Source organism: Mucilaginibacter sp. CSA2-8R (assembly GCF_038806765.1).
Classification (GTDB): Bacteria; Bacteroidota; Bacteroidia; order Sphingobacteriales; family Sphingobacteriaceae; genus Mucilaginibacter.
The window spans coordinates 146,112-171,468 of record NZ_CP152389.1; the positions used below are offsets into that span (position 1 = coordinate 146,112).

The 25,357-nt window shown below is 43.7% G+C and carries 20 protein-coding genes and 1 pseudogene; 12 read left to right on the forward strand and 9 right to left on the reverse strand.

Going from position 1 to position 25,357, the window contains the following annotated elements:
* Nucleotides 1–54: 54 nt before the first annotated feature.
* Genes AAGR14_RS00610 through AAGR14_RS00630 form a run of 5 tightly spaced genes read right to left on the reverse strand, consistent with a single transcriptional unit; the run spans nt 55 to nt 6,960 of the window.
* Nucleotides 55–921 carry an N-acetylglucosamine kinase gene (locus AAGR14_RS00610; RefSeq protein ID WP_342646653.1) on the reverse strand — a complete coding sequence of 289 codons (867 nt, stop codon included), beginning with the start codon at nt 919–921 and terminating at the stop codon, nt 55–57.
* Nucleotides 918–1,301 carry a response regulator gene (locus tag AAGR14_RS00615; protein WP_342646654.1) on the reverse strand — a complete coding sequence of 128 codons (384 nt, stop codon included), beginning with the start codon at nt 1,299–1,301 and terminating at the stop codon, nt 918–920. Before AAGR14_RS00615 ends, AAGR14_RS00610 begins: the two co-directional genes overlap by 4 nt.
* A 50-nt stretch (nt 1,302–1,351) precedes the next feature.
* Nucleotides 1,352–2,686: a TolC family protein gene (locus AAGR14_RS00620; RefSeq protein WP_342646655.1), complete on the reverse strand. Its 1,335-nt coding sequence runs from the start codon at nt 2,684–2,686 to the stop codon at nt 1,352–1,354.
* Between the two features lie 7 nt (nt 2,687–2,693).
* Entirely contained in the window at nt 2,694–5,816 is a 3,123-nt protein-coding gene (locus AAGR14_RS00625; RefSeq protein ID WP_342646656.1) for an efflux RND transporter permease subunit, read from the reverse strand.
* A gap of 52 nt (nt 5,817–5,868) precedes the next feature.
* Entirely contained in the window at nt 5,869–6,960 is a 1,092-nt protein-coding gene (locus AAGR14_RS00630) for an efflux RND transporter periplasmic adaptor subunit (RefSeq protein ID WP_342646657.1), read from the reverse strand.
* Nucleotides 6,961–7,271: 311 nt separating this feature from the next.
* On the opposite strand from AAGR14_RS00630, the gene AAGR14_RS00635 reads away from it, so the two are divergent.
* Together AAGR14_RS00635 and AAGR14_RS00640 are read left to right on the forward strand one after the other, a co-directional pair.
* Nucleotides 7,272–9,020 (forward strand): PDZ domain-containing protein, encoded by a 1,749-nt coding sequence (locus tag AAGR14_RS00635; protein ID WP_342646658.1) that lies wholly within the window; start codon nt 7,272–7,274, stop codon nt 9,018–9,020.
* 64 nt (nt 9,021–9,084) lie between these two features.
* Nucleotides 9,085–9,234 carry a hypothetical protein gene (locus AAGR14_RS00640; protein WP_342646659.1) on the forward strand — a complete coding sequence of 50 codons (150 nt, stop codon included), beginning with the start codon at nt 9,085–9,087 and terminating at the stop codon, nt 9,232–9,234.
* Nucleotides 9,235–9,346: 112 nt separating this feature from the next.
* Here AAGR14_RS00640 and AAGR14_RS00645 read toward each other — a convergent pair.
* Nucleotides 9,347–10,279, reverse strand: a pseudogene (locus AAGR14_RS00645) (alpha/beta hydrolase-fold protein); the annotation flags it as partial.
* Between the two features lie 430 nt (nt 10,280–10,709).
* Nucleotides 10,710–12,275 (reverse strand): trypsin-like peptidase domain-containing protein, encoded by a 1,566-nt coding sequence (locus AAGR14_RS00650; protein WP_342646660.1) that lies wholly within the window; start codon nt 12,273–12,275, stop codon nt 10,710–10,712.
* A gap of 179 nt (nt 12,276–12,454) precedes the next feature.
* Here AAGR14_RS00650 and dapF point away from each other — a divergent pair, with 179 nt between their 5' ends.
* The 6 genes from dapF (at nt 12,455) to AAGR14_RS00680 (ending at nt 16,961) form a co-directional block, all read left to right on the forward strand.
* The gene (gene dapF / locus AAGR14_RS00655) at nt 12,455–13,255 is read left to right on the forward strand and encodes a diaminopimelate epimerase (RefSeq protein ID WP_342646661.1); all 801 of its coding nucleotides are present in this window, start codon (nt 12,455–12,457) and stop codon (nt 13,253–13,255) included.
* Nucleotides 13,252–13,635: a hypothetical protein gene (locus AAGR14_RS00660; protein WP_342646662.1), complete on the forward strand. Its 384-nt coding sequence runs from the start codon at nt 13,252–13,254 to the stop codon at nt 13,633–13,635. The genes dapF and AAGR14_RS00660 overlap by 4 nt, the downstream gene beginning before the upstream one ends.
* An 89-nt stretch (nt 13,636–13,724) precedes the next feature.
* On the forward strand, nt 13,725–14,120 hold the full coding sequence (locus AAGR14_RS00665; RefSeq protein WP_342646663.1) for a hypothetical protein: 396 nt from the start codon (nt 13,725–13,727) through the stop codon (nt 14,118–14,120).
* Between the two features lie 92 nt (nt 14,121–14,212).
* Nucleotides 14,213–14,707 (forward strand): heavy-metal-associated domain-containing protein, encoded by a 495-nt coding sequence (locus AAGR14_RS00670; RefSeq protein WP_342646664.1) that lies wholly within the window; start codon nt 14,213–14,215, stop codon nt 14,705–14,707.
* A gap of 12 nt (nt 14,708–14,719) precedes the next feature.
* Entirely contained in the window at nt 14,720–15,523 is an 804-nt protein-coding gene (locus AAGR14_RS00675) for a hypothetical protein (RefSeq protein WP_342646665.1), read from the forward strand.
* Nucleotides 15,524–15,527: 4 nt separating this feature from the next.
* Nucleotides 15,528–16,961: a hypothetical protein gene (locus AAGR14_RS00680; protein ID WP_342646666.1), complete on the forward strand. Its 1,434-nt coding sequence runs from the start codon at nt 15,528–15,530 to the stop codon at nt 16,959–16,961.
* A gap of 89 nt (nt 16,962–17,050) precedes the next feature.
* Here the strand turns inward: AAGR14_RS00680 and AAGR14_RS00685 are convergent, their stop codons facing one another.
* Both AAGR14_RS00685 and AAGR14_RS00690 read right to left on the reverse strand, forming a co-directional pair.
* The gene (locus AAGR14_RS00685; RefSeq protein WP_342646667.1) at nt 17,051–18,379 is read right to left on the reverse strand and encodes an amidohydrolase family protein; all 1,329 of its coding nucleotides are present in this window, start codon (nt 18,377–18,379) and stop codon (nt 17,051–17,053) included.
* A 22-nt stretch (nt 18,380–18,401) separates the two neighbouring features.
* Nucleotides 18,402–21,500: an amidohydrolase family protein gene (locus AAGR14_RS00690; RefSeq protein ID WP_342646668.1), complete on the reverse strand. Its 3,099-nt coding sequence runs from the start codon at nt 21,498–21,500 to the stop codon at nt 18,402–18,404.
* Between the two features lie 149 nt (nt 21,501–21,649).
* Between AAGR14_RS00690 and AAGR14_RS00695 the strand changes: the two genes are divergently transcribed.
* From AAGR14_RS00695 to trpC, 4 genes are all read left to right on the forward strand, one after another.
* Complete coding sequence (locus AAGR14_RS00695; RefSeq protein WP_342646669.1) at nt 21,650–22,099, forward strand: cytochrome B; 450 nt, start codon at nt 21,650–21,652, stop codon at nt 22,097–22,099.
* A 269-nt stretch (nt 22,100–22,368) separates the two neighbouring features.
* A complete protein-coding gene (locus AAGR14_RS00700) occupies nt 22,369–23,781 on the forward strand; it encodes an anthranilate synthase component I family protein (protein ID WP_342646670.1) in 1,413 nt (470 codons plus the stop codon).
* A 48-nt stretch (nt 23,782–23,829) separates the two neighbouring features.
* Nucleotides 23,830–24,501 (forward strand): aminodeoxychorismate/anthranilate synthase component II, encoded by a 672-nt coding sequence (locus AAGR14_RS00705; RefSeq protein WP_342646671.1) that lies wholly within the window; start codon nt 23,830–23,832, stop codon nt 24,499–24,501.
* Nucleotides 24,502–24,554: 53 nt separating this feature from the next.
* Nucleotides 24,555–25,340 (forward strand): indole-3-glycerol phosphate synthase TrpC, encoded by a 786-nt coding sequence (gene trpC / locus AAGR14_RS00710; protein WP_342646672.1) that lies wholly within the window; start codon nt 24,555–24,557, stop codon nt 25,338–25,340.
* The last annotated feature ends 17 nt before the right edge of the window (nt 25,341–25,357 follow it).

Sequence of the window (25,357 nt, forward strand, 5' to 3'; positions counted from 1 at the left end):
GTGCTTAGCCGACTCTGTTTCGGTCAAGCACAAGCTGTTTTTTAAACAGAAACTTTATTCCTGAACCTGTATATGATTGCGGCTAATAATAAAGTGAAGTAAATCATCAATAGGGTGGCGGATAATTTTACCAACGGCAATGCCGTTTTCTTGGCATAAAGCTTTAAGCTCTTCGCGGAAAAAGTAAGCGATAGAGCCTACAAAGTGACAAACGTGCTGTTGATATTCGGGGTAGGATTTAATATTAATTTCGATGAAATCGGTTAAGCCTTTTTTGAGCAGGTTTTTACCATACTCTGTATCTTTAATCACCGACATAAAGCTGGCGAACGAAGCCAAGTAGGAGTTAGCCCTACGCTCAAAATACACATGAGTAATCACCTCGTTTTTAGTTAAGTGATAGGCTTCTTTAAATTGCGCCTGTACCTCGGCAGGCATTACGCCATATAGGTACTGTGTAATTAAAGCCTTACCAAACCAAGTGCCCGAGCCTTCGTCGCCTAAAATATAGCCCAGGCCATGTTTGCCTGCCGACACTTCTTCGCCATTAAAAAACGAAATATTAGAGCCGGTACCCATTACGCATACCAAACCTTTATGGCTGCCACAAGTAGCGTACGCAGAACCTAATAAATCACTGTCCACACTAACAAACGCACGAGGAAATAATTGTGTAAGGGCGTTAGAAATTACCTCACGCTTGTCGGGGCTGGAGCAGCCCGCGCCAAAAAAGTAAATTTCTTCAATCAGCGGAAAATGGTTAACCATTACCGGTGCATCATCCTGAATAATTTTAACGATTTCTTTTTCGGATAAAAAATACGGATTTAAGCCGCCTGTACTAAATTTTACCGGCTTTTGCTTATCTGATGCCAGCACCCAGTCGGTTTTTGTAGATCCGCTATCGGCTACTAATATCATGCGCTCAGTTCTTCCAGTATTTTTTGGGTAATGGGTTTATGAATAAACTGCGTAATGTATTTATTCTGACCAGAGCGTTTTACATCAACCGGGTCAAGAGACGAAGAAAGCATAAATATTTTGCTGGCGCTTTTATTTTGCTCCGGAAGCTTATCATACTCCTGCAAAAATTCAAAACCATTCATCATTGGCATCCGCAAATCCAGAAAAATTACATCCGGCTTTACCTGGCCGGTCTTAATGGCTTCGATAGCATCGAAAGCAGACTGCTGTACCACGATGTTTTCGGCAAAGTTGCTGTTTTCTAATATACGTCTGGTGACAAAATTATCAATGTAATTGTCATCAATCAGCAAACAGGTTTTATAGCCTTTATACATGGTCATCAAATTTATGCTTTTGCAGCAATAAAAAAAATAAAGTATATGTTTTACTGTATGTTAATATTGCCTGTAATTTGTTTTAATGTAGTTTCGGCTACCTTAGATTGATACTGAGCATTAAAAAATATAGATTGGGCATTCAGGTAGTTACGTTGTGCCTCGCGTATCTCAAGTGGGGTGATAGTTCCGAGCCGGTATTTGGCTAAAGAAATATCCAGGCTTTTGCGGGCCAGCTCTACATTTAACTGGCCAAGCTTAATTAAATCCAATCCTGATAAGTAGCTGCTGTAAAGCGTATTAATTTGGGCCTCAACTTCTACATGGGTACGCGCTACGTTAATCTTCGAATTTTCAATCTGTAATTTAGCATTACGTTCGCGGCGCCACTGGTTAAAGCCGTCAAATATATTTATGGTGGCCGCCAGTCCGTAGTTAAGTCCGTTAGAGTTTTGCACCCTGGCAAAGCCTGCCGGGTTGCGGCTGGTATTCCAGTTATAACCAGTATTTACCGTAAGCTGAGGGTAACGGGTGGACCGTACCTGCTTTAAGTTAATTTCGGAAATGCGCTGACTGATGGCGGCAGATAATACAGCCGGGTTTTGCGTTTGTGCTTGGTTAATAATATCGGCCAGTACAAGTTTTTCATCTACAATAATGGTATCAGACACATTAAATTCGGTAGCCGGATCGCGCGAAATGATGCGGTTAAGCTCAATTTTGCTCGCTTTAAAATTTTGCAGCTGGCTAATCAAAGTCGATGTATCGGTGTTTAAAGCTACTTCAGCGTTGTACACATCCAAACGTGCCACACGCCCAACCTGAAAGCGATCGTTAGCATAACGTAGTTGAGTACGCGATATGGCAATAACGCTTTGCAGCGCCTCAATTTGTTTTTGCTGATTAATGAGGTCGTAATAACCGTTTAATACTGCGGCTACAGTTTGTTGTACAGTATCGCGCAACCTTACCTGTCCCAGCTTGTCGCGCTGCTTTAAGGCGTCGTACGTAGCAAACATATTAAAGCCATCAAATACGGTCCAGTTTAAGGTAGCGCCGTAATTATTGCCGGTATTATTAGCTCCGATAATACGGTTCACCGTATTATCGGACCGCGTTTGGGTAGTATTTAAAATACTGTTAGCAATGGTATAAGTACCACTTACTGTTGGGAGTATACCTGCATTACCAAGAGTGACGTTATTGCTTGCTATTTTAGAGGTATTGCGTGATAAACGTATATTATAATTATTTTGCAATGCAATTTCCATTGCATCTTTTAAGGTTAGTGTAGGGGCGCCGGGTACCTTGCCGGGTTGTGCCTTTACGGAGGTAAAAACCGTAAAGCATACTATGGCAAGGCAAAACAGATTTCTTAAACTCATAGAATACTTACAGGTTTTCAATTAATAATGGCTCTTTTTTAGGGGCATCTTCCGGTGGTTCCTGGTCTGGGTCGCGGCGGGTTTTGGCAGCCAGCAATACATACATCATGGGTATTACATACAGCGTCAAAATCAGCGAAAACATCATCCCTCCCATAATTACAATACCTAATGATACACGGCTTTTAGCACCCGCACCTAAAGCAAATGCAATAGGTACTGCGCCAAGCACTACGGCTAAACTAGTCATCAAGATTGGGCGCAGGCGTGCGGTTGCAGCTTCAACAACGGCTTCGTATTTGGCCAGGCCGTGCTCCATACGCTGGTTGGCAAACTCTACTATCAGGATACCGTTTTTGGTTACTAAGCCTACCAAAGTAATCATCCCGATTTCGCTGAATATATTAAGGGTTTGGTCAAATAGCCATAACGACACAAAGGCACCAGCAATAGCCAGCGGTACAGTAAGCATCACAATAACCGGGTCCATAAAGCTTTCAAACTGTGCTGCCAGTACCAAATAAATCAGCAACAAGGCAAAACCAAAGGCAAACAAAATGTTAGACGAGCTTTCAGAATAATCCCGTGACGGACCGCTTAGTGCCGTACTAAACGATGGGTCGAGCATTTTATTGGCAATGCGTTGCATCTCGGCAATACCATCGCCAATGGTGTAACCTGGTGACAGTCCAGCCTGCACAGTGGCTGATTTATAACGGTTAAAGTGATATATGGCCGGTGGCGAGGCGCTTTCTTCTACCTTCACTACATTGTCCAGTTGTACCAATGTGCCTTTGGTGCTACGCACGTAAACTGATTTTAGGTCCAGTGGTTGGTCGCGGTTGGCACGGTCAACCTGGGCAATAACCTGGTACTGTTTTCCACTCATCAAAAAGTAATCTAAACGGCCTGCGCTATAATAAAGCTGCAGTGTTTGCGAAATAGATTCTACTGATACACCAAGATCACGCGCCCGGTCGCGGTCGGTAGTAACCCGCAGCTCGGGTTTAGTAAATTTCAGGTTAACATCAGATGTAGAAAATACAGGGCTTTTACTTACCTCAGAAAAAAAAGTAGGTAACACTTTACGTATTTTTTCAAAGTCCTGATTTTGTATTACAAACTGTACGGGTAACGACGTACGTGCGCCGCTGCCGCCGCCGCTTATGGTTTGTTCTTGTATTACCAGTGCCCGGGCATCCGGAAAGCGTTTAAGTTTAGCGTTCAGCCAGTCAGCAATCTGCGCCTGGGTCCGCGTTCGTTTATCCGGGTCAACCAAACCCACACGGCCAAATCCCGAGTTGGCCGAACTGTTACCACCAAAACCAGGCGATACGATCTCCAGGTTCACTTTAGCTTCCGGAATGGAGTCTTCAACCAGTTGCGAAACCTTGTCCATGTATTTAGTCATGAACTCGTACGTTGCACCCTCAGACCCGGTAACGGTATAACGCAACAAACTGCGGTCATCAAGCGGGGCTAGCTCCGACGGGATTGCTTTAATTAATACCCCAATCAATCCGATTGAAACCACCAAGATGGCAATAGCTACCCATTTATACCGCATAAACGACACCAGCGTTTGGGTGTAAGCATTGTTCATGCGCTGAAAAAACGGTTCCGTTTTTTCGTAAAATGCCGACTTTTTGTGGTTTTTGCGTACCAGTTTTACGTTAAGCATCGGCGTTAATGACAGCGATACGAATGCCGATATTAATACCGCACCTGCTACTACCACCGCAAACTCCCGGAATAACCTGCCTGTAAAGCCCTGCAAAAATACAATGGGTAAAAACACCGCAGCCAACGTAACCGAAGTAGATATTACCGCAAAAAATATCTCGGCCGATCCTTCAAAGGCTGCCTGGCGTACCGGCATACCGTCTTCTATCTTTTTATAGATGTTTTCGGTTACCACAATACCATCATCCACCACCAGGCCTGTAGCCAGTACAATGCCCAGCAAGGTTAGGATGTTGATAGAAAACCCAAACACGTACATGATAAAGAAAGCCCCGATTAGAGATACCGGAATATCTATCAGTGGCCGGAAAGCGATGAGCCAGTCGCGGAAGAAAAGATAAATTATAATTACTACCAGCACAAAGGAAATAATCAGCGTTTCTTCCACCTCTTCAATCGACTGGTTGATGAACCGGGTATTATCCAGCGCTACCTGTAATTTAATGTCTGGCGGCAGGTCTTTTTTGATTTGGTCAAGGCGTTTGTAAAAGTCTTTAGCTATTTGTACATAGTTAGCCCCCGGTTGTGGTACAACGGCCAAGCCTACCTGCAACACGCCCGACTCTTTAAAAGCCGTTTCTTCATTAGCCGAGCCTAAAACGGCATAGCCAACATCGCGGAAACGAATTACCCGGTTACTATCTGAGCGGATAATCAGGTTGTTAAAATCCTGTTCGGTCACCAGTTTGCCCAATGCCCTTACGGTTACCTCAGTATTATTACCCGAAATTTTACCGGCAGGCAGTTCTATGTTTTCTTGAGACAGCGCGGCGCTGATATCCGAAGCGGTAAGGCTCAGGGCCGACAGTTTCATGGGGTCTATCCATAAGCGCATAGCATATTGCCGCTGTCCTTGTACGTTGATAGCACTTACGCCCGGTATGGTTTGTAAACCCTCTTGTAGAACGTTTTCGGCATAATCGTTAATCTGGGTAATATTGCGGGTGTTGCTGCTTACCGTGAGTGTAATAATGTTATCCGAGTTGGCATCTGCCTTACTAACTACCGGCGGTGCATTAATGTCTTGCGGTAACTGGCGCTGCGCCTGCGAAACCTTATCGCGTACGTCGTTGGCTGCAGTCTCGAGGTCGGCATCCAGATCAAACTCTACGGTAATATTGCTGGATCCTACCGAACTGGTTGAGGATATGTTACGGATGCCCTGCACGCCGTTGATGGCCTTTTCGAGCGGTTCGGTAATCTGCGATTCAATAACATCGGCATTGGCACCAGAGTAACTGGTACTTACGCTAATGATAGGCGGATCTACCGACGGGAAATCGCGGATACCCAAAAACTTGTAACCAATAACTCCAAACACCACAATAACAACCGACATTACTGTGGCCAGTACCGGCCTCTTTATACTAATTGAGGATAAACTCATGCTTAACAGCTTATATAAGCGGATGCCGGCAATGGCACCCGGAAAACTTTACTTAATGAACTACTTTGGTAATTTTTAAAGGAACTTTAGGGCGCAATTGTATAATGCCCGAAATAATTAAACTATCGCCGGGTTTTAAACCGTCAGTAATCTCAATAGCTACATCTGTACGGGTATCTGTTTTAACAGGTACGGCAACAGCGCTGTCATTACGGGCAATAAATACCTTGCTCGATTTTAAATCGGGTATTACGCATTGTGTAGGGACCAGTATAGTGCGTGGTATTTGTTCTAATATCAAATTAATTTTAGCAAAACCGCCGGCACTTATTTCATTACGCGGGTTAGCTGCCCTTGCACGTACCGTTAGTGTTCGTGATACCGGGTCAATAGCCGGATCAATGACATAAACCGTTGCCGAAAACGTTTTGCGCGAACTGGCAACGGTAAAGTTTACCTTGCTGCCTACTTTAATTAACGGGCGATAGCGCTCGGGTACCGAAAAAGTCACTTTCATAGGGTCGGTATTCACCAGCGTAGCGATGGGCGTGGTTGGTGATAAATAACCGCCCGGGCTTACGCTACGCAAACCAATAGTGCCACTAAACGGTGCCCGGATAACGGTACGGGCAATCTGGGCCTTCACCACATCGGCCTGTGCTTTTAAAGTATTAAAGCTTGACAAGGAGGTATCGTATTCCTGGCGGCTTACAGCCTCTTTATCCAGTAATATGCGGTTGCGGTATTCGTTTTCTTTAGCTAAGGTTAGTTGAAATTGCGTTTGCTTTAATGAAGCCTGCAAATCCTGGTCATATACCTTTACCAAAACCTGGCCTTTGGTTACATGGCTGCCCTCGTTAAAATAAATATTGGTAATGTTACCCGCAGTTTGGCTCACCAGGCTTACCCGTTCGTTAGGGTCAACCGTGCCGGTGAGTTCAATATCATTGTTCATTACGGTGTCTTTAACAATTTGCACGGTTACAGGTACCGGGCCGCCCTTTTTCTTACCGTCTTTGCCACCGCCGGCACCACCACCACCCTGTGCCTGGCCATCTTTCTCTTTACTACCATGAAGTTTATTGTAAATCAGGTATCCCACTATTAAAGCTATGGCAATATAAACGATGTATCTAATATTCATGGACAGTCTTTCCTCTGTAATTGGTGTTAATTTAAAGTTTTGCAGCTATTTTATGCAATTGATAACCGCCTGCTTTGTTTGGTCAAATTAAATGTAAGCTGCGCCCAGTTGGCTTGTAATAACCATATCTGTGCATAGCTGTTGTACTAACCTGCAAAATAAGGTCTTATTGCAGCGTCATCAGGTATGTATCAACCATTTTACAACAGGTATAATCGCTGTTAACCAACTGTTAAGCTGTAATAAATGTTTAAATTGGGCGCATGAAAAAATGGGGTTTTAATGTTGTTGTAATTTTTTGTTTTTTTCTGATGAGTTTATCTGTTGAGGCAGCCGGGGCGCTGCAAATTTCTTATACCGTTAGTTTTCCGGAAGCACAGGCTCATTACGCCGATATTGAGATGGATATCAAAGGCCTGTCGCAAAGCAAGCTTAATTTGCATATGCCGGTATGGACACCTGGATCGTATCTGGTGCGCGAGTTTTCAAAAAACGTAGAATCTTTTAACCCCGAAAGCAACGGTAAGGCCCTGGCTTTTACCAAAACCCGCAAAAACGTTTGGCAAATCAATACGCAGGGTTTAAGTTCGGTTAAGGTAAAGTATCGTTTTTATTCTTTCGAAATTTCGGTGCGTACGGCATTCATCGATGTTACGCATGCTTTTTTGGCTACATCTAATATGTTCTTTTATCCCGAAGGCGGACTGAATTTGCCTTCAACTATTCATATAAAACCGTATAAAAATTGGGATAAGGTATCAACCAGTTTGGATATGGTGGGTAATGATCCATTTATGGTAAAAGCCCCTAACTATGATATTTTATATGATTCGCCTATTGAGGTGGGTAACCAGGATGTGTTTGGTTTTAAAGCAGCCGGCGTAAATTATGAAGTAGCGATGTATGGCGGCGGTAATTATGACAAAGAGCGCTTAAAAAAAGACATGGCCAAAATTGTTGAAGTAGAAACAGCCATTTTTGGCGAAAACCCCAACAAGCGTTATGTATTCATTGTACATAATTATTCAAAAGGCGGCGGTGGCTTGGAGCATTTAAGCTCGACCGTACTAGGTGCCGCTCGTGATGGCTATGCCAAAGAATCTACTTACGAAGGCTTTTTAGGCTTGGTAGCGCATGAGCATTTTCACCTGTGGAATGTAAAGCGTTTACGCCCTATAGCGTTAGGCCCTTTTGATTATGATAATGAAAATTATACCACCAATTTATGGATTGCCGAAGGTTTTACAGCTTATTACGATAACCTGGCGGTAAGACGTACACAACTATTCCCGGTGGAGCATTACTTAGGTGCCTTAGCTGCCGATTTTAATACGATTGATAATACACCGGGTTCTAAGTTGCAGCCTTTAGCCATGGCCAGTTTTGATGCTTGGATTAAAAGCTATCGCCCGGACGAAAATACGGTTAACACCAGCATCTCTTATTATAATAAAGGTGCGGTAGTAGGCATGCTGATGGATTTGGAAATTATTAACGCTACGCAAGGGCGCCAATCGTTAGATGATGTGATGCACTATATGTACAATGAGTATTACAAAACTAAAAAGCGCGGTTATACAGATGCTGAGTTTAAACAGGCCGTTGAGAAATTTGCCGGTAAAAACATGGATGAGTTTTACCGTAAGTACGTTAACGGGGTTGATGATATGGATTATAACCAGTATTTAGGTTACGCAGGTTATAAAGCAGTAGACGAATACGCCGGTCTGGAAGGTCCTGATCTGGGTATCAGAATGGTTTTGGTTAATGGCAAGCTCAAAATCAGCGGTGTTTTGCGCGGTACATCGGCTTGGGTAGATGGCTTAAATGTGAACGACGAATTGGTGTCTATTGATGGTGTGCCAGCTACTGATCCTAAAACGCTTATGTTGAACAAGCGCGTAGGTGATAAAATAGCGATAGTTGTAATGCGCGACGGGCAGATGCTGACCATACCGGTTACCTTACTTCAAAATAAACAGGTAAAATATCATATTGAAAGTTTGCCATCGCCTACGCCGCAGCAAATTACAGTACGTAAAAAGTGGCTTAAAATATAATTGCAAAACAAGCAACTTTCGGCAAACCAGCTGCGTATAACGTTTATACCCAACAACAAAGATCATGATGACAGCATTGTTTTTTTATATCGTAGCGTTTATGCTGATCTTTTCGGCAGTAATGATATATAACAATTACAAACTCCGTAAAAAGGAAATGGTACCTGTCAGGGTAGTTGCCCGTAAAGCATCGCAGCATAGCACAATGCGTTAAGGGATTTGTTAGAAAGGAAAGTTATAGGTTAAGATTAAATAAGCAGGCCTGGCATCATGATGTCAGGCCTTTTTTATGTAAATAAAGGGTAGAAGAACATTGCTGTTAAGATTTACTTTTTGCCCTTCATGAGTTTTTGAAGTGTTTCTTTTCCCGCTTCATTGTGAGGGTTTAACTCAATTGATTTATTATAGTTATATATAGCTAGTGAAGTATTGCCCGATTTTAGGTATGCCTCTCCAAGGCTGTCATAAGCGTTATAAGAATTGGGGTAGGCTTTCACATTTTCACCAAACAGGCTGATGGCATTTTTTATATGTCCTGAATTTAGCTGATTATAACCGCAATTATTAACGAAGTCTTCTGTAGCGGTTATGCTATATCCAAATTCATCAGACAATACTTTAAAGTGCCGAAGAATATCCTGGTAAGTAATGTTTGTATTGCCATAATAGTCGATAAACCAGTCTTTATAAACAAACTTAAGGCCATCAAAAAGAGCTTTGTAAGGAGCAGAAAAATGGTTTTCATCGTTGTATTTTTTGTATGCCCAGCTTAACCATGTTGGGGCAAATTGCTTCAATTCCGACGTTAATGCATCAACCTGCTGCGTATTTTCGTTACCTATCGCTATAAACAGTTTGCCATTATGTGGGTGCGATGTTTTTATAAAAGACTGGAGATTAACAAGCATCCTGTCGTTAATTCCGTTAATCGCAGGACTCGTTAAAATCATGGCCGGAAACAGGTTTGGCATCTGCTCTTTAGCGTACAAGGCAAACAAGCCACCCAAAGAGTGTCCGGCAAGTATCCGGTAGGGCTGTACCCGGTAATGTGTATCAATATATGGGATCACCTCATCTGCTATATATTTCAAAAATCTCCCGGCTCCGGCATTAGTTGTTGCTTTAAAGCTATCAATGGCCCCACTGGCTTTTTTAACATAGGCAGGGGTAAAGTCCCTGCCACGATCAACGTTCACTATTCCAACAACAATCATTTCAGGCATTCTGTTGCGGTCATATCCTGCAAGAAAACTTACTGCTTCGGCGGCATGACTAAAATGATTATCTGCATCAAGTACCTATAATACAGGATAGGAATCTTTTGTAGTAGAGTAGCTGGTTGGAAGATGTATCCAAATCGTCCTGTCTTCAGGCATGACCTTCGAATGCAATAATATTGCATTTTCGTTATGAATAGGTAAAGAGTCAATTTGCGCAACAACTATTCGGGGAAATGAAATAAATATCAATAACGGTATAAAAGACAAATTGAGATGGTAAAAATATCTACTGAGTTTTGTGCTGTTATTCATTGCATAAAGTTAATCATGCAGTGTTCTTGTTAGGCAAGTGACATCTCAATTTAATTAAGGCAAAATAAATTTTTTCACGCCAAAGTGTCGTAAAACAGAAAGCCCGGAACCAATCAGTTCCGGGCTTCTGCTTTTATCTGTTTACTACCTTAAATGCTTATCTCACATCAAAGCTGTTGCGGAAACGTGCACCATCTGAGGTATAACCTTCAATGGTCATTTGTCCGTTTTTAAGATTAGTAATCGCCTTGTCAATGTCGTTAGTGCTATTGATAGGCTGCTGATTGATGCTGGTAATAATGGTGCCTTCCGGAATTTCATAGTTCTCGAAGAAACCACCGCGGCGAACCTGGGTTACCACCACACCAGAGTTTAAGCGGAACTTAGACTTCTGAGCCGGGGTTAACGGCTGGAAACTTGCACCTAACTTATTGTACAGCTCTTCGGCCGATTTTGAAACGGCAGCTGTACGGTTAGTGGCTGTTGCATCGCTTTTTAAGGTTACGGTAACGTTTTTCTCATTACCGGCACGCAACACAGTTAAATGTATCTTATCACCTGGCTGTAAGCGGCCCACGCGCTCTTGCAAGTCTGACGACTCATAAACCGGGGTGCCTTCAACTTTAGTAATAACGTCGCCTTTTTGTATACCTGCTGCCTCAGCACCGCCGCCGGCAACCAATTCGCTTACATATAAACCGTTAGTGGTGTTAATTTTAAGCTCTTGCGCAACATCAGGGTTCAGTTCAGTAAAGCTAACGCCAATATAACCGCGTTTAACCGAACCAAATTTTTCCAGGTCATTCAACACCTTTTTAGCTAGGTTTACCGGTACGGCAAAGCCATAGCCTTCGTATGAGCCGGTGTGTGATGCAATAGCCGAATTAATACCAATCAACTCGCCTTTAGTATTTACTAAGGCACCGCCGCTATTGCCAGGGTTAATGGCAGCATCAGTTTGGATAAATGACTCGATAGCTTTGTTTAAGCGAGGCTGTTGCTGCTGCTGATAGCGGCTTGGACCAAACGGGCTGCTTTCTTCCTCTTCGTTATCGCGGCCTAAAATACCGATGTTGCGGCCTTTAGCACTTACAATACCTGCAGTTACCGTAGAGTTAAGGTTAAAAGGGTTACCTACGGCTAATACCCATTCGCCTACACGCACGTCATCAGAGTTACCTAATTTTACAATAGGTAAATTAGTGGCACTCACTTTAATTAAAGCCAAATCGGTATTAGGATCGGTACCAATTACTTTAGCTTGCAGAGTACGGTGATCGTTAGTAGTAACTTCTACTTTGCTGGCGTTGGCTACTACGTGGTTGTTGGTTACAATGTAACCATCAGGCGAAATAATCACACCGGAGCCCGAAGCACGTTGCGGTGCACTGCGCTGCGGTGCACTGCGCTGACCAAACATATCACCAAACATTTCCTCCAAAGGGTCGCGGCCACTGCTGCGGCCTGATGACGGCTGATTGGCATACGTAGTACGGATATAAACTACGGCCGGGGTAACGGAAGCAGCGGCTTGCGTAAAATCAAGCTCGCCCGCCGATGACATAACACGGTTTGTTGATACCGGATTGTTTGTAAAATAAACTTTCTGACGCTCCTCAAAGGTCATTCCTTCCAGTGGATCTTTCTCAAATACCTTGTAGGTACCGAGCGCCATTGCACCGCCTACAAAGGCGGTCAATAAGGTTAAACCAATTTTTCTCATATTATCTTTCTTTTCTTTGCTGTTATTTATCAGGTTACAATCAACCTTTCAAATTTAATACCATTAAGACGATAGGAACAACAATAAGTTATTCCGATTATTGTTAAAAAATGTTAAATGCAAGATGATAACTTTTAACAGTTGTTATAGCGTGTTTGGCTTTAATGAATACGTATAAAATGAAGCTTAATTTTTATAAATATCAAGGTGCCGGTAACGATTTTATTTTAGTTGATAATCGGGATTTAAGTATTGATCATCATAACCCAAAGTTAATCAGTGCGTTGTGTGACAGGCGCTTTGGCATTGGCGGTGATGGAATGATGTTTTTGCAAAGCCGCGAAGGTTATGATTTTGAAATGGTTTATTATAACGCCGACGGGCAGCCGAGCAGTATGTGCGGTAACGGCGGGCGATGTATAGTAGCCTTTGCCAAGCATCTGAACATTATAAATACGGAGACTGACTTTTTGGCTGTTGATGGTCCGCATTATGCCAAGGTTTCCGAATCTGGCGATTGGGTGAGCTTGCAAATGATAGATGTTGACATGGTACAGCGTGACGCTGAGGCTTATGTGCTAAACACCGGGTCGCCGCATTATGTGCAGTTGACCAATGATTTAGCACACAAAGATGTATTTGCCGAAGGACGCACCATTCGTAATAATGCCACCTACCTGGCAAAAGGAATTAATGTAAATTTTGTAGAGCCGCTTGACGAAGGATACTTTGTACGTACTTACGAGCGCGGGGTAGAGGACGAAACCTATGCCTGTGGAACCGGGGTAACGGCCGTGGCCTTGGCCATGGCTCAGGCTAACGGGCAAACCGGTACTATCAATACGCCTATCAAAGTATTGGGTGGTAACCTGAACATCAGGTTTGATTACGATGGACAAAAGTATAACGACATATTTTTAGAAGGGCCGGCGGTAAAAGTTTTTAGTGGAGAGATAGAGATAAACCCGGTTGCTGTATGAAATTTATAGGCCAGAATTCTGACATTATTAATTACCTCACCGGCGATTTAACACTGCTCAATGCTGTGGTTAAAAACTTTAAAAAGCATTTGGTAGAAGGTGAACCCGCCATCAGTATTATGTTTGAGCTGGGATATGCGGAGGCTGATGTGATGCTCACGTTTACTGATATTTTTAAAAGTAGTTTTGAAAGTATTCCGGTGGCCGGAGAGTATGAGGTAGACTCGTGTAAGTTTTACCACATTGGCAGTAAGGTATACTTCTCGCTCGATCCGGACGAAACTCCCGAAGGTGTTAATGGTATATCAGAAGATGATAATGATTACATACTGAGTGGACGGGTTGATGGGTATATTTTCGAACAAAATTCGGATGAGTAGCCTTTGGCTTTCAATTTAATTAGAGTTTTAGATTATATCATTGCAATAAAGTACTTGCAAGTCATCAGGTTGTAGCTTAACTTTGCAGCATGTTTAAAAAGTCGGGAGCTTTAGGTTTGGCTTTACTCTACACTATTACGGTGTTAGGGTTTGCGCTTAATCTGCATTACTGCGGCACTAAGGTGGCGTCGGTAAAAATCTCGGCATCTGCTAAACAACATCAATCTGATACTACCTGCGGCATGAAAATGAATTGCTGCAAAAACCATAAGGTTGAGGTAAAGGTAAAAGACGACCACCAGGCAGGCGAGTCCTCGTTCCTGGCCAAGATTTTTGCCTTCGAAATTCCAAAGCTTCCGTTCGAAGATTTTGTGTTTTCAGCCCAGAAAGCGCTGTTGGAAAAATTCTTTGACCGTGGTCCGCCCAAAAGTGAGCCGGTCAGTAAAGTCGCTACTTTTATTCGTAACTGCACCTTCCGTCTTTGATCAAGTTTTAATTGTACTGCGTTAATGCATGGCTGTGTAGCATAGCCTATGCCTTACTGTTTTATTCTGCAATTATTTATTTGATCAATTTCATGAAAACTATAAAAATCTTTATAGTCTTGTTGGCTATCTCTGTAAGCGCAGCTAAAGCGCAATTTGTTAAAGCCGAATTACAAGTGAGCGGACTAACCTGCTCTATGTGCTCAAAGGCTACCGAAAAATCATTACGTACCCTTCCTTTCATCAGTGATATCAAGCCAGACCTTAACCGTAATTTATTTATGATTACGTTTAATTCGGCCGCACCTGTTAACCTGGACTTGATAGGAAAAAAGGTGCAAAGCGCCGGTTTTGCAGTTAATCAACTAAAAACCACCATTAACTTTGATAAGCTTAAATTAAGCGACAACAAGTTTAATTACAGTGGCGACACTTACCAGGTGGTAAACGCAGGCGCAAAAAGCCCTGAAGGTATTTTGCCTGTTACCATTGTAAGTAAAGGTTTGGCGCCGGCGGCTACTCTGAAAAAATATAATAACGTAACTGCTGCACAAAGCAACGGTAAGGTTTACCAAGTAGTACTGTAAGCAATTATAGCAATGTATAAAAAGCTATGGCTTACCTTTTGGGGTATACTGGTATGGGTATGCCCCCTTATGGCGCAAGAGTTATACGTAAACACCGAGCCCGCAAGTAACATGGCAGCAAAATCATTAGGTATACGGCTGGAAAATCAGGGTTATTTTAAGCCCGATTTTAAAAACCGTACTACGTTTGAGCTGATGTATGGCGTAAATAAAAATCTGATGGTGCATGGCACACTCTACGCATCAGACTACTATCAAAAGAGTCAGCATTTTGAGGGGATAAGCGCTTATGCCAAATATCGTTTTTACTCGGTAGATAGTGTGCAGCGGCATTTTCGAATGGCGGCCTTTGCCAAGGCGGCCAGCATTAAAAACCGTACGCCCAATCAGGAAATTGCTTTTGAAGGTGATAACTCCGGAGTGCAAGGCGGACTGGTGGCTACGCAACTGCTGCACAAGCTGGCATTATCGGGTAATTTGAGCTACCTGCGGGCGTTTGAAAACCGTGGAGGGTATGAGCCGGTAAATTATAATAGTATTGCTTACGCTTTTTCGGCAGGGTACTTGTTGTTTCCAAAAAATTACACCAGCTACGAGCAAACCAACATAAACCTGTATGCCGAACTTTTAGGTAAAACCAACCCTGGCAAAGGGCAGTATTACCTGGATATTGCACCGGCGGTGCAGTTTATATTTAACAGTAATCTGCGGGTTGATTTATCTTACCGTACACCATTAACTAACCGCATGGTGCGCAATACCCAAAACATGTACCTGGTGCGGGTAGAGTATAACTTGTTTAACATCTTTAATTGAGGTAATGATGAAGACGTTATTTTTAATGGTTACCGGCTTGTTAGCGTGGCAGGCAGGCTTTGCCCAGCATGAGCACCATAACCAAACGGATAGTATTGCTCATAGCGAGCACCGTAAGCAAATGAACCCGCCGGAGGCTCGCCATCGTTTTGAAAAGGTGTTAGCAGTTGATACTGGCAGTTCGATGATGATGAGCAGTCAGTTATCTCGCGATTTGCCCATGAACCGTAACGGTTCTGGTTCGTCGTGGGTGCCTGACGAAACGCCGGTTTATGGTTACATGGTGCATGGCAAAAAGTGGATGAGCATGGTGCATGGCAATTTTTTTGCCCGTTATACCCACCAAGACATTTTTAAATCGGGCAGTCGCGGCGGGCACGAGTTTGATGCGCCTAACTGGTTGATGGGCATGACCCAGCGTAAAGTAGGCCGCAACGGTTTGTTTTCGGCCAATGCCATGATCTCGCTCGACCCGTTTTTGGTGGGATTGAACGGTTACCCTTTGCTTTATCAAACAGGCGAATCATATCAAGGGCAAAAGCTGGTTGACCGCCAGCACCCACACGATTTATTTTCTGAGTTGAACATAGCCTATTCGCAACGCATTGCCCCGCAAACGGATGTATATGCTTCTATCGGCTATCCGGGCGAACCTGCTCTGGGGCCGCCGGTATTTATGCACCGCCTGTCGGGCATGAACAATCCTGATGCGCCATTGCAGCACCATTATGCTGATGCTACCCATATTACTTTTGGTGTCGCTACGTTAGGTTTCAGGTACAAAAATGTAAAATTGGAAGGCTCGACTTTTAAAGGGCGCGAACCGGACGAGGAGCGGTATGGTTTTGATGCTCCAAAATTTGACTCTTACGCAATGCGTTTATCTTACAACCCCAGCCGGAACTGGGCCTTGCAGGTGTCGCACGGATGGATTAAAAGCCCAGAGGCCTTAGATCCCGATCATGATGTGAAGCTTTTTACCGCGTCGGCTATGTATGCCAAACAGCTTAACGAGGATAGCCATTTCACGGCTTCGCTGGTATACGGGCAAAACCATTACAACCATGGTGGCGAAACGTTACCTTCGGCTATGCTGGAGAGCAATTTGCAACTGCACAAAACGGCCTTATATGGCAACTACATTTTTGTGCGTAAAAATGCGGAAGAGTTGGCTTTGGATAATAGCTTTCCGGCTAATCCTGCTTTCAATATCAATGCGATAACATTGGGTGCCAACCAAATAATCACCCAAATCAAAAATACTGACTTACGGTTGGGAGCCCAGGCATCTTTCAACTTTTCGCCAACTGCATTGCAGCCCTTGTATGGCAAAACCCCAATAGGGTTTGAAATTTATATCCGGGTTAACCCATCACTCATGAAGATGATGAAAAACCATCAGCATCAAAAAATGAATATGCCAGGTATGATGATGTAGCTACGCAGGTATTAATTGCCATGCTTAATTAAAAATAAAAGCTTGCCGAATTTGGCAAGCTTTTATCTTGTAGCTGAGATTACTGCTTGTTATTTATCACTCAACTGGGGTTTCAAACCATATTTTTCGGCATAGCGGCGGTAAAGTTGCTTGTGCAAATTATCCAGGCTAATGCCTTTTCCCTGTATGTAAGCGTTCTCTACATTCAGGGTCAGCATATCCAATGCATCGCCGGTAGAGATAAATAGGTTGGCGTCTTTACCGGTTTCGAGTGTGCCAGTAGTTTTATCCAAGCCTAAAATTTTGGCATTGTTTAGTGTAATCATGGATACCGCCTGCTCTTTGCTCAAGCCATAGCCTACAGCCTGGCCTGCCTCAAAAGGTAAATTGCGCTGGCGCCAAAAACCAGTACCAGTTAAGCCATATAATACACCGGCATCTTGTAATAAGTGCGGCAGTTTATAGGGTAGGTATACATCGTCTTCATCCTTATCGGGCAGGGCTTGGGTTTCTTTAATTATTACTGGTACGTTATTGTCTTTTAAAACATCAGTAACTAAGTAAGACTCACGACCGCCAACAATAACGGCTTGTACTCCAAATTGCTTGGCAAAGTTTACTGCCTGGGTAATCTCTTTGGCGCCATCAGCATTAATAAATAGTTTTTTCGTGCCATTAAATAACCCAGCCATAGCTGCTAAACGCGTATTAATCACGGCAGGCTTACTTTCGTTATAGCTTTTTGCTTGCGAAAACAGACTGGCAATATCATCAATGGCTTTTTGTGCACGTTCAGCCGGCGACTCTTGCGGGATGCCTGCCGGTACCCCAAAACCTCCGCGACGGCCGCGTGCCGTGCGGGCTACAGGCCAGTTAAGATGTATGCCGATGTCTTTTTTATAAGCGGCATCTTCCCAGTTCCATCCGTCTAGCATCATTACTGACGACTGGCCCGGCATAGTGCCGCCCTGAGGGGTAGGCTGCGCCAGCAAAACACCGTTTGAGCGAACAGTAGGAATTACCTTTGAATCGGTATTATAAGCAATAAGCGAACGCACATGTGGATTTAATTCGCCGGTTTCAGTTTCGTCATCAGTAGCCTTCACCGATTCAAACTCTACCAAGCCTAACGAGGTAATAGGACAGATAAAGCCTGGATAAACCTGTTTGCCGTTGGCATTAACTACGGTTGCACCAGAAGTGTTAGGGGCAGTGCCGGTACCAACAGCGGTAATTTTACCTTTGTCAAAGGCGATGTAGCCGTTATTTATAACCTGGCCGTTGCCCACGTGTATGGTGGCTCCGGTAATTACCACGGGGCCGGCTTGTGGCTTGGCCGGCATAATAGTAGCCTGGCCAAACGCGAGGACCGTGCTGAGCATTAATCCTCCAAAACTTAAAACTAATTTCTTTTTCATAACTGTATCAGGGATGAGAGGATTAATGTTGTGCTTTTTCAATAGCTGTTTGATTTTGCTTCATGCCGTTATACTCATCAGCAATAACGTAAGCCGCATCTTCAATGTCGGTACACTCGTACAAACGCGGACGCTGAAATGCCGGGCGTTGCGTAGCATTGCCGCGACTTTTAGACTCAATCATTTTTTGGATGATACGGCCTTCATCAGCTTTTAACGCTTTTTGCTGTTCGGCGTCTTTGGCATAATCCCAGTAAGGCACACCGTCAACATAAGTTTTTTCGGCTACTGCATAAATAGACAGCGGGTTAGCCGACCATAATACCAAGTCAGCATCCTTGCCTGGTTTTAAACTACCCACACGGTTTTCGATGTGCATCATTTTAGCCGGGTTAAGGGTAACCAGTTTAAGCGCATCTTCCTGGCTCATTGTACCATAGGTTACTGCTTTAGCAGCTTCCTGGTTAAGGCGGCGGGCCATTTCGGCATCATCAGAGTTAAAGCCGGTTAATACACCTACTTCGTGCATTAATTTGCCATTGTAAGGAATAGCTTCGGCTACCTCCATTTTGTAAGCCCACCAGTCAGAAAAGGTAGAGCCGGCAATTCTACGTGCTTTCATTTTGTCGGCCACTTTATAACCTTCCAGGATGTGTGTAAACGTGTTAATTTTAAAGCCCATGGAGTCGGCTACGTGCATCAGCATATTGATTTCTGATTGTACGTAAGAGTGGCAGGTAATAAAGCGTTTGCCATCTAATATCTCTACCAGGGCATCCAGTTCCAGGTCGCGGCGTGTGGTACTGTTTTTAGCAGCACGCGCAGCTTTATACTCTTTAGCCCGGGTAAAGGCATCAATATATACCTGCTCCACACCCATGCGGGTTTGCGGGAAACGGACGTTAGCATCGCCAAAGCTGGCCGAGCGGTTGCTCTGTTTTACGTTTTCGCCCAATGCAAATTTGATAAAGCCATCGCTGCCTTCAAATTTTAACTGCTCGGGCAATAATCCCCAGCGGTGTTTCATCAATTGGGTTTGGCCGCCAATAGCATTAGCCGAACCATGCAAAATGTGCGAGGTAGTAACACCACCGGCTAACTGGCGGTAAATATTAATGTCTTCGGCATCAATTACATCGGCTATGCGCACTTCAGAAGTTACGGATTGTGTGCCTTCGTTAATACCGTTTGATGCAGCGATGTGTGAGTGCTCGTCAATAATACCTGCCGAAATGTGCTTGCCGGTGGCATCAATAACTTTAGCGCCTGCGGCCGAAAGGTTTTTACCAACAGCTTTAATTTTACCGCCCTCTATCAGTACATCTGCATTTTGCAGAATACCTTCTTTTTCGTTAGTCCAAACGGTTGCGTTTTTAAATAAGGTAGTTTCTGTTTTAGGGATGCTGGTATTGCCAAAAGCCACAAACGGATAAACTACCGGGCCTACCACTGGTGTTTTAGCCGTTTGATCGGCTCCTGCACCGCGGCCGCCTCTGCCGCTAAAACCACCTGTGGGGGCAGCGCCTGTGTAGGTAGCTGTCCATCTTACTGCACCACCATCAGGCAGCGCACCCTCGCCACGCAATGTAACAGGCGATAAAGAAGTGATGTAGCCGTTTAAGCGGATGTTGCCCGATGGCTTATTTTTTAGATCAAAATATAGGTTTACCAAATCGCCTGTACGTACAATGGTGCCTTGTGCGCGGGCACTGTCAGCACCGGTACGGCTAATGTTGGCGGTGTATGCGCCTGGTGTGCCACCAATAACCAAGGTAGTGTTAGCCAGGCCGCTGCCGCTTAATGAATACGTTCCGCGCAAATCGCTCACGTCCATTTTGCTTACTACAAATTTTTGGCCTTGTACCCAATTTTCGTAAATGATATTGTCTGATTTAAACAGGTTAGACGAGGTAATAATAAAGTTAGCCACTTTGCCTTTCGCCAGGCTTCCTACTTTATCGCTAACACCTAACATAGATGCCGGTACCTCGGTTAATGACATTAATGCCTGCTTTTCGCTTAACCCATTGGTAATGGCTGTGCGCAGGTTTGTCCAAAAATCACGTGCATTATTTAAGCCCGCGCTGGTTATTGCAAAGCGGATGCCTGCTTTCTCGAGCGCTGCAGGGTTGGTTGGTGCAAGTTCCCAGTTTTTCATTTGGGCGTATGATATATTGCGGGCTTCTAAAGCATCTTCCACATCAAACGCTGCCGGAAAGTTTAGCGGAACAATAAAGCTCGCATTTAATGCTTTAATAACATCAATGCGCTGGTACTCTTGTCCGTCGGTTTTGTAGATATACTGTTTGGCAAACTCTTTAGCTATTTTGTCTGCACGTAAAATGCTTTGCACGTCGCTCACTTCAAAAATTTGCGGCAGAGCCTGGGTGCGGTTAAACTCGGCCAAAGAGATGTTGTATTCTTTGTTCTGACCTTTGTACCATTGGGCATCGTAATAAGTTTGACGCAGCAGCGCAATGCTGCCCATTAATGATGACGGATAATTAGTAGCTGCTGTACCCTTGCTAAACGAGTAATGTGCGGCAACTTCATCCTTAATCATCACCTCGTTGTCGCTGGCGTTGGCCAGTGTTAATACCGATGACGTGCCCCGTGCAATACCATCCTGAACCAGGGTTTGCACCGCACCAAAGCCATTACGTTTTAATTCGTCGGCACGAATTGTATTTACGTGGAATAGTTTACGGGCCTGCACATCCGGACGGATGGCGTCATTCCAGCCATAAGGGCCTGGCTTGGTAGATACGGGTACTGATACCCGGTTAAAACCGCCAAAGCCGCCTGCCTGGCGAGGCACTTCGGGTATGCCATAAGTAGTAAAGGCATCTACCAATCCGGGATAGATAAATTTGCCCTTTAAATCAACAGTTACATAGCCTTTAGGTGCGGAGCCGCCGGCACCTACCGACTCAATGTAACCGTCTTTAATAATCAATGTACCATTACTAATGGTTTGGTTGGCGTTCACAACAATAGTAGCGTTAGTGAAGGCGTACTGCCCAGATCGGATATCCCACGAGCCGTTAACCGGGAAAGTTTCCTGGGCGTAGCTTAAATGGGTAATCAGGAGGGCAAAACAAGCAAGTAAAATTTTCTTCATTTTGCAGTATTTGGGTTAATCGCTTTAAATATATCTATTTAAGAGGCTTATTTTTGCGATTTTTTAATATTGTCTTGATTGTTACATCAATTTTTTCAAAAAGAATAGGGTGGGGTATTTTCTTTTATATTTGTCGAAAAATTAATACTATGTCTGCGTACGAAATTTTAAGATACCTGCACTCTTTTGTAAGATTTATTGTGCTGGCTCTTGTTTTAGTGGCTATTATCCAATCTTTGGTGGGTTGGTTAGGGCACAAAACCTATTCGAAGGGAAACCGTAAGCTCAACTTATTTGCCATGATCTCGGCGCACACACAATTGCTGATTGGCTTGGCATTGTATTTTTTGAGCCCCTTTGTACAGTTTGGCGGTAATACCATGAAAGATGCTACCACCCGCTACTGGACTGTTGAGCACATTGCCATGATGATATTTGCATTGATTTTAATTACCATTGGCCACAGCCGATCTAAAAAAGCAGTTGTTCCGGAGGATAAACACCGCGCTATTGCCATATTTTATTTGCTGGCCGTGGTAGTAATTGTAGTAGCTATCCTGCAAAGTCACCGTCCGTTTTTAGGCGTAACCGGATTGTAAAAGCGCATTTTGTTTCGGCTAACAGGTTTTAGCAAAAATTATTGCCCTGCATAACGAAAAAAAGTTTCATAAAAAGTTTGCAGCGCCATATTTCTTTCTATATTTGCCTTTGTATATATGACAAAACAATTGCATAATCTTGGCTGGTGGCACCTTAATTAAAGGAGCCCGGTAAGTTTATGAATTAAAAAATTAAGCAATTATAAACCTGATTTGAGACCCGGCGCTAACCACGCCGGGTTTTTTTATGGATATTTGTTAACCCATTTATGCAAAAGTTTAAACTACATACTAACTATAAAAAACTGCTTGCCGATACCACTACCCCGGTAAGTATTTATCTGCGATTGCGCGATATATTTCCTAATTCGTTGCTGTTAGAGAGTTCTGATTACCATAGCCGAGATAACAGCTTAAGCTATATATGCTGTGAGCCTATTGCCGGTTTAGTTTTAAACCAGGGCGAATTGCGTGAGCAGTACCCAGATGGCAGTGAGGAAACTTTTGCTGCAGGGCAATTTAATCTGGTAAACCAGATAGATGCCTTTTTAAAACGTTTTGATGCAAACACCCTGCCGCTCAAAGTGATCAGCAGTGGTATGTTTGGTTATTTTACGCACGAGGCGGTAGAGCATTTTGAAACCATCACCTTAAAAAAAATAGCTGATGATCCTCGCAAGGTGCCCGAAATGCAGTATCATATTTACCGATACATCATCGCTATAGATCATTTTAAGAACGAGCTTTATATATTCGAGAATCGTTTTGGTGAAACGCCGGATAACAACGAGGGTATTGAAAAAATGCAATACCTATTGAAGAGTAAAGATTTTCCGGAATATTATTTTCAAAGTAAAGACGCTGAGCAGTCGAACCTGACCGACGACGGTTTTATGGCCATTGTTGAGAAAATGAAGCAGCACATTTATCGTGGCGACGTTTTCCAGATTGTGCCATCACGTGCTTTTTCGCAAGCCTTTGCCGGCGATGAGTTTAACGTGTACCGAGCCCTGCGCTCCATTAACCCGTCGCCTTATTTGTTTTATTTTGACTACGGTGATTTCCGCATTTTTGGTTCATCGCCTGAGGCGCAGATTACCATCAAAAACCGGGTAGCCAGCATTTACCCTATAGCAGGTACATTTAAACGCACCGGTAACGACGAGAATGATGCCGAGGCTGCAAAAGCGCTTGAAAATGATCCTAAAGAATCTGCCGAGCACGTAATGCTGGTAGATTTGGCCCGTAACGATTTAAGTCGCCATTGCGAGCAGGTTGCCGTTAAGGCATTTAAACAGGTGCAGTATTATTCGCATTTAATTCACCTGGTTTCGCATGTAAGCGGTAAGTTAAAGCCTAATGTTTCGTCGTTTAAAATAGTAGCCGATACCTTCCCGGCCGGTACACTGAGCGGTGCGCCAAAATTTAGGGCGATGGAAATTATTGACGAGAACGAAAACGTTAAACGTAGTTTTTACAGCGGCGCGATAGGTTACCTGGGTTTTAATGGCGATTTTAACCATGCCATTATGATACGCTCGCTGCTAAGCAAAAATAGTGTATTACATTACCAGGCAGGTGCCGGTATTGTAGCTGATTCGGTTGCCCAAAGTGAACTTAACGAGGTCAATAATAAAGTAGCTGCCTTGCGTAAAGCTATTGAGATGGCGCAGGAATTGTAGATTAAAGAATTAACACAAGTTTAGCAGGCTGTAAAAGCTTAAGTAACTATGAATAATACAGACGGTAAAGTGGCCACAGAAAATAAAGGTGCAGGCAGAATTTTAATTGTAGATAATTACGACTCGTTTACTTACAACCTGGTGCATTTGATAAATGAATTAGGCTTGGAATGCGAGGTGTGGCGTAACGACCAGTTTAAGCTGGAAGATATAGAACAGTTTGATAAAATTATTTTATCGCCGGGGCCGGGTATCCCATCTGAGGCGGGTTTGCTGCTGGATGTAATTAAGACGTATGCGCCTACCAAAAGTATATTTGGCGTTTGTTTAGGTCAGCAGGCTATTGCCGAAGCGTTTGGTGGCAGTTTGTATAATTTAAGCCGGCCAATGCACGGCATCGCAACGCCTGTTAAAGTAACTGATGCCACTGAGGCCCTGTTTACCGGTTTGCCCGAGCAAATTAATGTAGGCCGTTACCACTCATGGGTGGTTTCGAAAGAGGGTTTGCCTGATGATTTAGTAGTTACCGCCATCGACGAAAAAGATAACTCGATTATGGCACTGCGTCACAAAACATTAGATGTACGCGGTGTACAGTTTCATCCCGAATCGGTACTTACCGAGTACGGTAAAGAAATGATGCGTAACTGGCTTAGCATACCATCGGTAGGCGGTTTTATAGAAAAGCAGGCAGCATCTTCAGAAGAGAATTTATATTAAATATATTAGTTGGCCTCCTGCTTTACGTTTACTATAAGTGGGGGAGATGATTTATGACAATATTAGATAAAATAGTACAGCGTAAAAAGAAAGAGGTAATGGCATCTAAAATGGTTACCTCTTATACACAATTAGAAGAGCGCGAATTATTTTCGCGGGAACCATTATCCTTCCGCGATTTTTTGCTGGATCCGGACCGTACCGGAATTATTGCCGAATTTAAGCGCAAATCGCCATCAAAAGGTATTATTAACGATGACGTTAAAGTTCGTGAGGTAACCAAGGCCTATGAGCAGGCCGGTGCTTCGGCTTTATCGGTACTAACCGACCGCAACTTTTTTGGCGGTAGCAAAACCGATTTGCTCACCGCTGCCCGGTTTTGTTATGTGCCTATTTTGCGTAAGGATTTCATGATTGATGAGTACCAGATTGTGGAAGCCAAAACCCTGGGTGCCGATATTGTTTTACTGATTGCAGCTATACTTACGCCAGCCGAAATTAAACAGTTTGCGGCTCTGGCCAAAAGCATAGGCCTTAATGTACTGCTTGAGGTGCACAACCTGGAAGAGCTGGAGCGTAGCCTGGATGATAACATAGATGCCGTAGGCGTTAACAACCGTAACCTGGCCGATTTTACCGTATCGGTCGAAAACTCGTTCCGGCTGGTAGAGCATATTCCTGATAGCTTCTTAAAAATATCTGAAAGCGCTATCAGTAACCCGGAAACCATAAAGCAATTAAAAGCGGTAGGCTTTAACGGCTTTTTAATTGGCGAAAATTTTATGCGCCAGGCCAATCCGGGTGCGGCAATGGAAGCCTTTGTGGCTGAATTGAAATAGGTAGTTGTTAGGTAAAG